The organism is Paenibacillus pasadenensis DSM 19293 (assembly GCF_000422485.1).
Taxonomy (GTDB): Bacteria; Bacillota; Bacilli; order Paenibacillales; family Paenibacillaceae; genus Paenibacillus_O; species Paenibacillus_O pasadenensis.
In genome coordinates, this window is record NZ_KE383863.1 from 33735 (window position 1) to 44381 (window position 10647).

General features: G+C 64.5%; 12 protein-coding genes. 3 read left to right on the plus strand and 9 right to left on the minus strand.

Features of this window, described 5'->3' with window-relative positions; genetic code table 11:
- Nucleotides 1–98 precede the first annotated feature (98 nt).
- The 9 genes from H582_RS0125225 to H582_RS0125270 form a co-directional block, all read right to left on the minus strand.
- The gene (locus H582_RS0125225) at nucleotides 99–323 is read right to left on the minus strand and encodes a hypothetical protein (protein ID WP_043112096.1); all 225 of its coding nucleotides are present in this window, start codon (nucleotides 321–323) and stop codon (nucleotides 99–101) included.
- Entirely contained in the window at nucleotides 320–964 is a 645-nt protein-coding gene (locus H582_RS0125230) for a DUF5345 family protein (protein ID WP_028600763.1), read from the minus strand. Before H582_RS0125230 ends, H582_RS0125225 begins: the two co-directional genes overlap by 4 nt.
- Entirely contained in the window at nucleotides 961–1449 is a 489-nt protein-coding gene (locus H582_RS0125235; protein WP_255309803.1) for a sigma-70 family RNA polymerase sigma factor, read from the minus strand. The genes H582_RS0125230 and H582_RS0125235 overlap by 4 nt, the downstream gene beginning before the upstream one ends.
- Nucleotides 1450–1536: 87 nt before the next feature.
- On the minus strand, nucleotides 1537–2418 hold the full coding sequence (locus tag H582_RS0125240; RefSeq protein ID WP_028600765.1) for an ABC transporter permease: 882 nt from the start codon (nucleotides 2416–2418) through the stop codon (nucleotides 1537–1539).
- Nucleotides 2418–3278: an ABC transporter ATP-binding protein gene (locus tag H582_RS0125245; protein WP_028600766.1), complete on the minus strand. Its 861-nt coding sequence runs from the start codon at nucleotides 3276–3278 to the stop codon at nucleotides 2418–2420. Before H582_RS0125245 ends, H582_RS0125240 begins: the two co-directional genes overlap by 1 nt.
- Nucleotides 3279–4239: 961 nt before the next feature.
- The gene (locus tag H582_RS30600; RefSeq protein ID WP_052333669.1) at nucleotides 4240–5469 is read right to left on the minus strand and encodes a magnesium transporter CorA family protein; all 1230 of its coding nucleotides are present in this window, start codon (nucleotides 5467–5469) and stop codon (nucleotides 4240–4242) included.
- A gap of 149 nt (nucleotides 5470–5618) precedes the next feature.
- Nucleotides 5619–6401 carry a sigma-70 family RNA polymerase sigma factor gene (locus H582_RS0125260; RefSeq protein WP_028600767.1) on the minus strand — a complete coding sequence of 261 codons (783 nt, stop codon included), beginning with the start codon at nucleotides 6399–6401 and terminating at the stop codon, nucleotides 5619–5621.
- Complete coding sequence (gene rsbW / locus H582_RS0125265) at nucleotides 6398–6856, minus strand: anti-sigma B factor RsbW (RefSeq protein WP_028600768.1); 459 nt, start codon at nucleotides 6854–6856, stop codon at nucleotides 6398–6400. The genes H582_RS0125260 and rsbW overlap by 4 nt, the downstream gene beginning before the upstream one ends.
- A gap of 33 nt (nucleotides 6857–6889) precedes the next feature.
- On the minus strand, nucleotides 6890–7210 hold the full coding sequence (locus H582_RS0125270) for an STAS domain-containing protein (protein WP_028600769.1): 321 nt from the start codon (nucleotides 7208–7210) through the stop codon (nucleotides 6890–6892).
- A gap of 199 nt (nucleotides 7211–7409) precedes the next feature.
- On the opposite strand from H582_RS0125270, the gene H582_RS32535 reads away from it, so the two are divergent.
- The 3 genes from H582_RS32535 to H582_RS29640 all read left to right on the plus strand — a co-directional run bounded on the left by H582_RS32535 (nucleotide 7410) and on the right by H582_RS29640 (nucleotide 9901).
- Entirely contained in the window at nucleotides 7410–7565 is a 156-nt protein-coding gene (locus tag H582_RS32535) for a hypothetical protein (RefSeq protein ID WP_164820196.1), read from the plus strand.
- A gap of 89 nt (nucleotides 7566–7654) precedes the next feature.
- Nucleotides 7655–8194, plus strand: a complete 540-nt coding sequence (locus H582_RS0125280) for a general stress protein (protein ID WP_028600770.1) — start codon at nucleotides 7655–7657, stop codon at nucleotides 8192–8194.
- A 165-nt stretch (nucleotides 8195–8359) separates the two neighbouring features.
- Nucleotides 8360–9901 (plus strand): DHA2 family efflux MFS transporter permease subunit, encoded by a 1542-nt coding sequence (locus tag H582_RS29640; protein WP_052333671.1) that lies wholly within the window; start codon nucleotides 8360–8362, stop codon nucleotides 9899–9901.
- Nucleotides 9902–10647: the final 746 nt, after the last annotated feature.

Genomic DNA, 10647 nt, shown 5'->3' on the forward strand with positions numbered 1-10647 from the left:
GATGAGGGAGTCGAGAGTACCCTGGCTGGTGGAAATGAGGCGAATCGGCTCCATGAGGGAGTCGAAAGCGCCTGGGCAGAATGGAGCTGGTCATTCGTTCAGGCTCGTTTGTCGCGGCTGCGGCCCCAGGCATGCCAGAGCCAGTAGACGAGCAGCGGCGTCGGCACCTGGATCAGCCCCCATAGTCCCCAGAACCAGCGGTTGCGGCCATGCCGGGTCGCGTGGACGAACAGCCAGGTGCTTTGGGCGAACAAGGCGGCGAATATCAACACCCACCCATACAGCGGAAATGCGGACAATGCCTCCCAATCCGTTCGGTTCATACGCTTCCCCCTCCGTTCCCGGCTGCTTTTTCGTTGCGCCTGCTCTCGAGCGGCCGCCGCAGCAGGCCGGCCAGCGCGACGAGAGCCAGCACAGCGGCTGTCAGCGCGAGCTGCGCCCCGACGTAGTAGGCCGGAGCCGCTCCGGCCGCCCAGATGCCGGCGGCGAGCAGCACGGCTGCCGCCAGCCAGAAGCGCGCCAGGTCGCGCAGCAGCCGGCGGCGCTGAGCGGCCTGGACCTCGCGCACGAGAGCGAGCATCTGCTGCGGATCGGCCTCCTTTTCCGGCAGCGCTTCATCCATCCGCTTCAGCTCGAGAGAGAGGCGGCGCTCGAACGCTTCCTGCGCCCGTTCCTCGGAGCGATGCTCCTCCCGCCGCGCGGCGTCCGATCCCGCCTGCTCCACGCCCGGCGCTTCATCCTGACCATCCGCGGGCCGCGCGGCGTCCGATCCCGACCGCTCCACGCCCGACACTTCATCCTCTCCTTCCTCCGGCCGCGCGGCGTCCGATCCCGCTCGCTCCATGCGAGGCGCTTCATCCTGACCATCCTCCCGCCGCGCGGCGTCCGATCCGTCTCCTCGCCGCCGCTCCTCCCGCCGCGGCGCCTCGTCCCGGGCCGCTTTTGGACGTTCCTTGTCCTTCATTCCTCCGTCAGCTCCTTCCGCAGCTTGGCGAGTCCGTGATGGACCCGCGACTTGGCCGTGCCGGCGGCAACGCCGGACAGCTTTCCGATCTCCTCATACGAATAGCCGTAATAGTGCTTCAGCAGCACGGCGGCCCGCTGCTCGTCCGGCAAGGCGGCGAGCGCCTCCAGCAGCTCGAGCCGCAGCTCCGGATGGCTGTGCGCCAGCTTCATCCGCTCCGCTTCCGCGTAAGCGGACTGCCGCCGATCCCGCCGCGCTTCCCGCCGCTTCTCATCGAGATAGACGCGGGTCGCGATCGCCAGCAGCCATGTCGAGAACGCGGACTCGCCCCGGAACCGCCCGATGCTCTCCACGGCGCGGATCATCGTCTCTTGTGCGAGATCCTCCGCCAGCGGCCCGCTCAGGCATAGCTTGAGCAGGTACTTGCGCAAAAAGCCGTACTGTTCCCGCAGCAGCTCCGCAATCGCCCCGGCATCGCCCCGCACGGCGCGGCGGAGGCGGGGATCCTCCGTCTGACGTTTGCTCCAAGCTCCGATCTTGACCTTCTCCGCCTCCTTCCGCAGCTCCGGCGGTCAGCCGAGCTTTTCGAGAAATTGATGCCGCTGCGCCAATCGCCGCGCCGAGCGCAGCAGCAGCCAGGCGATCAGCGCGAGAGCGGCAGCCATCAGCAGCATCGCGCCGCTGCCGAGCAGCAGCAGTCCCGTCGCCTGTCCGCCGGCGAGCGCGAGCACCGGCAGCACGACGACGCCTCCGAGCTGGTACGCCTCTTGGAATCCTTTGACCTTGGCCGAGATGAGCATCGTCGCCAGCACGATGACGGCCGTCAGCGCAGGCACGACGAGCAGCATCAGCGGGAGCCAGTTCCACGTCGGGAAGATCAGGCCGCCGAACACCGGGTACGCCAGCGAGTTGACGACGATGCCGTAAAGGAGAAAGCTGCCGAACGTCAGCCCGAGCGCGGGCAGGAGGGCTGACAGCGCCTTGCCGAGCAGCAGCTGGTTCATCGAGATCGGTGCATACAGCAGCCCCTCCAGCGTCTTGCGCTCCTTTTCCCCGGCGAAGCTGTTGGCGGTGATGATGCTGGCGGCCATCGCAGGGATGAGCAGGAACATCGGTGCGAGCAGGTAGGTCAGGGCGAAATACAGCACCCGCTCGATGTCGCCCGGCAGCGGCGCGAGCTGCGCCTGCAGCGCAGGCGGGGCGGACGTGGTCACGAGCTCGAGCAGGAAATCCAAGTTGCCCATGCGGCTCACTCCTTCGGCTCCGGCCGGCAGCGCGGAGAAGCGGACGACGGAGATGAGGATCGCCGGCAGCACGCCTCCGAAGACCAGCGGCACGATCAGCATCGGCAGCCATAGCTGCACGCTTGCCTTGAGCGCGCGCATGTCCTTGAGGGCGATCGCCCAGACGGGACCGAAGCGGCTTTGACCCACGAGTTTTTCATGCCGGCTCATCAAGACTCCTCCTTCCGGATCTGGAAATAGACCGACTCGAGATCGTCGTTCAGGATGCGCGCCTCATACAGGCGGCTTTCCGCGGCCGCCCGGGCGATGAGCGCCGGCAGCTCGCCGTACGACGGCGCCTCGACGACGAAGCGGCCGCTTCGTCCCTCCCAGCCGTCCGCGCGCAGCTCGACCCGCAGGCTGCGAATGTAGCGGGAGCGCAGCTCGTCCAGCGTGCCCTCGGTCTTTTTGACGCCCTGCTCGAGAAAGATATACCGGCTGCAGACGGTTTCCAGCTGGGCGAGCACATGCGAGCAGATGAGCACCGTGACGCCTTCGCGCTCGTTCAGACGGCGCAGATAGCCGAGCACGTCCCGCGTGCCGTCGGGATCGAGCCCGTTCGTCGGCTCGTCGAGCAGCAGCACTGACGGACGGTGCAGCATCGCGCGCGCCAGGCCGAGCCTCTTTTTCATGCCGGTGCTGTACGTCCCGGTCGCCCGATCGAGAAAAGCGTGCAGAGACAGCACGTCGGCCAGCTCCTCGATGCGCTCCTCGGCCGGAATGCCGTACAGGTCCGCATAGAAGCGCAGATTGGCCCGCCCCGTCATGTCCTCGTAAAGGCCCGGCTGCTCCGTAAGCGTCCCGCAGCGACGCCGCACCTCGTCTCCATTCTGCAGCGGACTGAGCCCGTCAACGGAGATCGTGCCTTCTTCCGGCCGCAGCAGGCCGTTCAGTAGCCGGATGAGCGTCGTTTTGCCGGCGCCGTTCGGCCCGATCAGGCCGGTGATCGCTCCGGGCTCGATCTGCGCGCTGAAGTCTTTCAGCGCTGTCTTGTCTCCGAATCGTTTCGTCACCTTGTCGAACCGGATCATAGTCTATCGCCCCCTGTCTTTATTCTGCCTATAAGTCGTCTGCGGGAGCCGATTCGTTCAAGGGGAGGGAGGTTTTTTTTAGAGGGGCTGCCGGTAGAGAAGCCGACTTGGATCCGATTGGAGAAGGGGGAGCGATGGGAGCGGGAACGAGCTTGCAGCCGGCCTGCGAAGTTGGTGGGAAGGCAGGCGGACCTATCGGCAGGGCGAGCGGCGCCGAATCAGACTTTGAGGGGAGCTTCTTGGCCAGCGCGTGCGTCGGATTATCAGCGTCGATTTTACTTGCGATGTAGGCGTTCATGCAAGAGGGAAGACGGAGGGAGTGCAGGAGGAGACGGACGGAGTGCAGAAATGGGGGGGCCGGGAGCTGGCGGCAGCGATTGCGGCCAGCCGGAAGGGGAAGGCGACGGGGCGCTGAGCTTGGCGCGACCCGTTCGTGACGGTCCCGGCTTTGGGGACGCGCCTGGACCTGGGAGAAGCGCCGATATTCGGGGAATCGCCGCTGCCATGAACCAGTCCGCCGCCGCACCGCGGCCCGAACCGGGCGAATCGAAGGCACAATTGTGCCTTGGTGCCCGCTCCGCAGCCCGAACCGGGCGAATCCAAGGCAGAAAAGTGCCTTGGATCCCGCTGCGCGGCTCGAACCGGGCGAGTCCAAGGCACAAATGTGCCTTGGTGCCCGCTCCGCGGCCCGAACCGGGCGAATCCAAGGCAGAAATGTGCCTTGGTGCCCGCTGCGCGGCCCGAACCGGGCGAATCCAAGGCACAAAAGTGCCTTGGTGCCCGCTGCGCGGCCCGAACCGGGCGAATCCAAGGAACAAAAGTGCCTTGGTGCCCGCTCCGCAGCCCGAACCGGGCGAATCCAAGGCATAAATATGCCTTGGTGCCCGCTGCGCGGCCCGAACCGGGCAAATCCAAGGCACAAAAGTGCCTTGGAGCCCGCTCCGCAGCCCGAGCCCGGCGTCTAGTCCCGCTTCTCCCCGTCATCGCCGGGGTACGGGCGCCGGCTGCGGCTGCCGCCGGAAGCGGCGGCTTGCGGGCGCTTGGCCTTGGCCGGCCGCGAGCGCTTCGGCATCGGCGCGGCTGCGGACGGCTCCGCGGCGGCCTGCTCCTTGCCCCGCCGGGCGCGCCTGCGCGATTCGGCGCGGTCGGTGAGCAGGTCGCCCGTCCAGCCTTTGAACCAGAGCCAGGCGTACAGGCCGGCGGCGAACAGCACGATCGAGGCGCACAGGATCGGGAAGCCCCAGCGGCTGTCGATTCCCGGCAAGTAGCGAAAGTTCACGCCCCACAGCGTGCCGGCGATCGTCGGCGGCACGAACAGCGCGGTGAAGATCGTCAGCGTCTTCATAATGTCGTTGCCGCGGAAGCTGGCGATCGCATCGTCCATCGCGATGAGCGTGTCGATCTCCGACGTGTAGCGGGTGAGCAGCGAGTCGATGCGTTCAAGCTTGTAGCCGAGGCGCTGGAATTCCGGCGTATCCAGAATGGCGTCCACATACGCTTCCTTGACGGAATCCTGCACCTCGCGGATCGGCAGGAACAGATGCGTCCAGTGCAGCAGCTCGTGGCGGCGCTCGAAAATGACGGGCAGCAGGGCGGTGCGGTTGCGGCTGTGCACGGCACGCTCCAGCTCCGTCAGCTTCCGCTCGTAATCGTCGAGGCCGCCGTGGAACGCCTCCAGCAGCGCTCCGAGCAGCACGAGGAACGCCTCGCGCGCGCCTGGGCAGCCTTCCATCCATTCGGCCCAGGACCCCGCCTGCAGCTTGAGCGGCAGGCGCGGGTCCTCGTGCCAGGTGACGAGGCGGGAGCCGCACAGCCAGTAGTGCAGCGGCTGCGGCTCGCTCTCGGCGGCGTCCGGCTGCACCATGAGGGTGCCGGAGAGCAGCGGCTGCTGCCGCTCGTCGAGGCTGAAATGGACCTCGTTGCGGCGGCGGCCCTCCGTCTCGCGGAGCCATGAAGAGCAGAAGGGCAGCTCCGACGCGAGCGCGCGGAGCTGCTCGGCCCGCTGCGCGGCGATCTGCTCAGCCAGGCGTCCGGCCTGCTCCATGGCCGGATCGGCGGGCCGGCGCCGGCCCGCCGAGCGCGACCGGACAAGCGGAGCTTGCCCGTCCGGGAGGAAGGAGCGGGCATGGCGATCGTCCTGGATGACATGCCATTCCCATCCGGCCTTATAGTTGAGCTGGCGATGAATCATGGGCTCCGTCCCCCTCCCGCGCTTGGCGTCGATCTTTCCATCATACCCCGAAGCCGCCGCGCTTAACAACCGGCTCCGTTCCTGCGCAGGCCGCGCCAAAAGGCCGCATCCGACGTTCGGATGCGGCCTTTTGGCGCGGCATGAGGTCGCTACGCCTCGTCGTACGGCTGGCCGTCCTCGGAGAGCAGCCGCTTGAGCTTCTCGATGGCGCGGCGCTGGATGCGCGAGATGCTCATCTGCGAGACGCCGAGCCGATCGGCGATCAGCCTCTGCGGGATGCCTTCCTCGAAGGCGAGCTGCAGCACTTGCTGCTCCTCGGGCTTGAGCTGCTCGAGGGCGGCCTTCAGATCCATCTTTTTGTCCACGGTATCGAAGTCGTCCGCCTGGGAGCCGATCAGCTCCCCGAGCGTCGTCGTGCTCTCGTCCTCCGAAATCGGAGTATCGAGCGAGATATAATGATATAAGTCCCGGCCGCCGAGAATTTCCAGCGTCTCCTCGACGGATAGATCCATGCGCAGGGCGATCTCCTCGATGCGGGGCGAGCGCTCCAGCTGGACGGTCAGCTCGTCGATCGCCTGCTGCACGGCGATGCCTTTTTCCTTGATGCGCCGCGGAACCTGGATATACCAGGATTTGTCCCGCAGGTAGTTTTTCATATGGCCAATGATGCTCTTCATCGCGTACGGCTCGAACTGCACGCCCATCGAGGCGTCGAACTGGGCGAACAGCCGCAGCAGCGCCATCTGGCCGACCTGGTACAGATCCTCGTACAGATCGGGGCGGTTGCGCGCGATCTTGCCGGCCGCCATCTTCACCATCGGCTCGTAATGCGTGATGAGCTGCGTCGCCAGATCGTTGTTCGGGTTGTTCTGATATTCCAGAATAAGGGCTGTTCCTGCCTGGGGAGAAGGGCTGGCCGGTTGCATGCTCATGCCATCTCCCCACTTTTTACCAGACGTTTGGTAAGTACGACCTCCGTCCCTTTTTCGCTCCGCACTTCGACTTCGTCCATGAGAGCTTGCATCAGATAAAGGCCGAGGCCTCCTGCCTGGATGTCGTGAATGGACTTGCCATGGAGCGGCTCGGCTCTCTGGGCGACGGAGGCGGCGTCGAAGCTGTCCCCCTCGTCCCGTACGACGATCGACAGCGCTTCGCCGGCCCGGAGGAAGCTGACTTCCATCTCGCCGGCCGGCTCGCTGTCGGCGCGTCCGGCATAAGCGTACAGGACGGCGTTGTTGCAGGCTTCCGACACGGCGACTTTCATATCCTCGATCTCCTCGTAGGTAAAGCCGACCTTGGTGGCCACTCCGTACAGAGTCAGCCGGATCAGGTCCAGATAGTCGGATTTGGCCGGCAGGCGCAGCGTGATTTTTTCTTCAGCAGTCATGGTTGATTCGGTCCTTTCTGGGCGCCGTAGGCTTCAGGATTTGGTGAGGAAGGAAGTGATTCCGGTCATGTCGAACAGCTTGCGGATGCCGGGCGGAATCGCCTCGACTTCGAACGGGGCGTTTTTGGCGTGCCGGGCTTTCAGGACGGAAACGAAAATGCCGATTCCCGTGCTGTCGATGTATTTAAGGTCGCGCAGGTTGAGGATCAGCTCGCGGTCCGTCAGCTCCATGAGGGGCGCCATCGCGGCGCGCAGCTGGGACGCGGAGTCGAGGTCGAGCTCTCCGCTCAGGTAGACGATGCAGCGGCCTTCCTGAGTTTCGGTGCGTAGTTGGAACTTCTCATTCTGGTTCATAGATCCCTCTCCTGGTTCTGATTGATGATACTTCGGCTTCATTAATAGCTCATAGCAAGATAATAACCCTTCCGAGACGGAATGAAACGGGCGCGGCCTGGGAAAACCGTCCTTTTTTTTGCGTGGAAAGCGGTTTTTCTCCGGCGGCCCCGGGTTAATAGTGCAATAAGCAGGGCGAAACCAAAAGGAGGTCCTATCCATGGACAATCGGAACGTGCAAGTCGAGGAAAGGCATGTGGAGCACAAATCGGACTCGAGCATGGTCGCATCGACGTTCATCAAGTACGCCGCTTATCTCATCATCTTTTTCGGCGTCCTGTACTTCCTGATCCAATACATCATCCCCATGTTCTAGCGCCGGCATCCGGGAGGCCGCCTGACCGCCAGCAGCGGATGGAGGAGCGGCGCCCGGGGAAGCCTATCTTTCACAAGGAGGAGAACGATATGAGCAGAACGATCGGAATTTTCGACAACCAGGAGCAGGCCGTCAAGGCCGTGCAGGCGCTGCGCGACGGAGGCTACGCCGCAGACGAGATCAAGGTCGTCGGGCGGGACCGCGACGCGGTACGCTTCGTCGAAGCGGATACGGACGTGCATGCCGACGAGCTGCAGGAAATTCGGGACGCGCGTGGCGGCGACGGCACCGGCATGCCCGGGACGTTCGTCGTAGGCGCGGCTCCGCTTGGCGGAGGGACGATGTCCGGCACCGGCGTCGCGCCTTATCTCGGCGGAGCCTATCCGGCCGTTGCCGGCGGCTTGATCGACAGCGGCGACACGCCGTTCGAGAACATCTTCAAAGACTTCGGCCTCGGCGAAAGCGATGCGGAAGCTTGCCGCGACGCCGTATCGGAGGGCCGAATCGTCATCATCGCGGACCGCGATGACGGCTCGGACGGCGGTTATGAGGCCGACGGACCGACGGAGGCCGCCCTCGGCGAGGCCGAGACGCTGCTCCGGGCGAACGGAGCGGTCAAGATCCTTTAAGGCACGAGCAGCACGGCATGGCGAAGAGCCTGCGCAGAAGCCATTCTGCCGCGGGCTTTTTGGACTTAGCGGAAACATCCATTGACTGTCCAATCCCTTTAGAAGTAAGATATACATCTGTCAAGAACATCAGAAGGAAAGAGGGGATAGTCCTTGAGCAAGTCCATGCCGGCTGCCGGCGTGCCAGACGCCGCCGCGGCCTCCATCCGCAAAGGACCGATCGTCGCTGCGCTCATCATCGGAGCGTTTGTCTCGCTCCTCAATCAGACGCTCATCAACGTCGCGCTGCCGACGATTTCGGCCGATCTCTCGATCGAGCCGAGCACTGCCCAATGGCTGACGACAGGCTTCATGCTCGTCAACGGCATCCTCGTGCCGCTCAGCGCCTATCTGGTCGGCCGCTTCACGACGCGCCTGCTGTTCCTCGTGTCGATGATCCTGTTCTCCATCGGCACCGTCATCTGCGCGCTCTCCGGACAGTTCCCCGTCCTCATGGCCGGCCGGATCGTCCAGGCTGCGGGAGCGGGCGTGCTCATGCCGCTGATGAACGTCATCTTCCTCTCGATCTTCCCGGTCGAGAAGCGCGGCCAGGCGATGGGGCTCATGGGCATCGCGATGATCTTCGCGCCGGCGGTCGGTCCGACGCTGTCCGGCTGGGTCGTCCAGCATTACGACTGGCAGGTGCTGTTCTATATCGTGCTGCCGATCGCGATCGCGTCGCTGCTGCTCGGAGCCTTTACGATGAAAAACGTGCTGCCGCGCCGCGAGGTGAAGCTCGATTATCTCGGCGTCGTGCTGTCCACGCTCGGCTTCGGCGGCCTGCTGTACGGCTTCAGCGAAGCCGGCACGAAGGGCTGGGACAGCTCGCTCGTGCTGGCGATGCTGGCGATCGGCGCCGTCAGCCTGGTCCTGCTCGTCTTGCGCCAGCTGTCCATCAAAACGCCGATCCTGGAGTTCCGCGTCTTCAAGTTCAACATGTACGCCCTGACGACGGTCATCAACATCCTCGTCACGATGTCGATGTTCGGCGCGATGATCCTGCTGCCGCTCTACCTGCAGAACATTCTCGGCTTCACGCCGATCAAGGCGGGGCTGCTGCTGCTGCCCGGCGCGATCCTGATGGGCATCATGAGTCCGATCACGGGCATGATCTTCGACCGTGTCGGCGCCCGCTGGCTCGCCGTCACCGGCCTTGTCATCACCGTCGTCACGACATTCGAATTCAGCCAGCTGACGGACTCGACGTCCTATCAAGTGCTGATCCTGCTGTATACGGCGCGCATGTTCGGCATGTCGCTGCTCATGATGCCGATCATGACGGCGGGACTCAACCAGCTGCCGCGCGAGCTGCTCGCCCACGGCACGGCGATGTCCAACACGCTGCGCACCGTCGGCGGCGCGCTCGGCACGGCGCTGCTCGTCTCGATCATGAGCAGCCAGGCCAAGCAGCAGGGAGCGGACATGATCCGCCAGGCGGGCATCGATCCGAGCGACGCCGCGAACAAGGCGGCGGTCGCTCATATTACCCAGGAAGCCTATATCCACGGCATCAATTCGGCTTTCCTGCTGGCCACGTGGATTTCGGCCGCGGCGCTCGTGCTGGCGTTTTTCATCCGCAAGACTTCGCCGCAGGAAGCGGTCGTGCAGTCGGTGCCGGCCGCCGCGGTTGCCGGCCACGCTCCGACGGAAGGCAAGCTGGAGGGATAAGGTCCATGCTGGGAAAAGGAAAGGCTCGCGCGATGCGCGGGCCTTTTTGATGGGTAAAAATGGATGAACAGGCCGCTGCGCCAGCTCGAGCCGAATGGGACGAATAGGCCGCTGCGCGATCCGAGCCGAATGGGACGAACAGGCCGCTGCGCGATCCGAGCCGAATGGGACGAACAGGCCGCTGCGCGTGCCGAGCCGAATGGGACGAACAGGCCGCTCCGCGAGCCGAGCCTTTCTCCGATTCCACTGGAAGCCGGATGCCCTGATTTCCTGACCTCCTAGGCGGAGGCCATCCGTCTTCCAAGAGGACCGCTGCCGCTTCTCCGAAAGGCATCGTCTCGCTCCGCTTCCTTCGTCCCGGCGCCCGCCTTCACCCCCTTTTTATAGGGGGTGGACCACGTCTCCCGCAGACCCGGGAGACGGCAGTCTCCATTGCGCCCAACGCTTACTAGCCAAGCGAGTTGGCGTGCTCTTACCAATCACCTGCTCGTGCCTGCATAGCTGCCACTCGCTTGTTGCCAACTCACCTTTGGTCTCGGAGGCGCGAAATCGAGCCCGTAAGTCGAAAAAATCGAGTTAGCCGGCGCTTGGGGCGCGAAGTCGAGTCAGTAAGTCGAAAAAATCGAGTTAGCAGGCTCTTGGGGCGTGAAGTCGAGTCAGTAAGTCGAAAAAATCGAGTTAGTTGGAATGCGGGTCGGAGGAAGGGAGCGCAGTTACGCGGAAAAACCGAGCAACTCGGGTAGGAG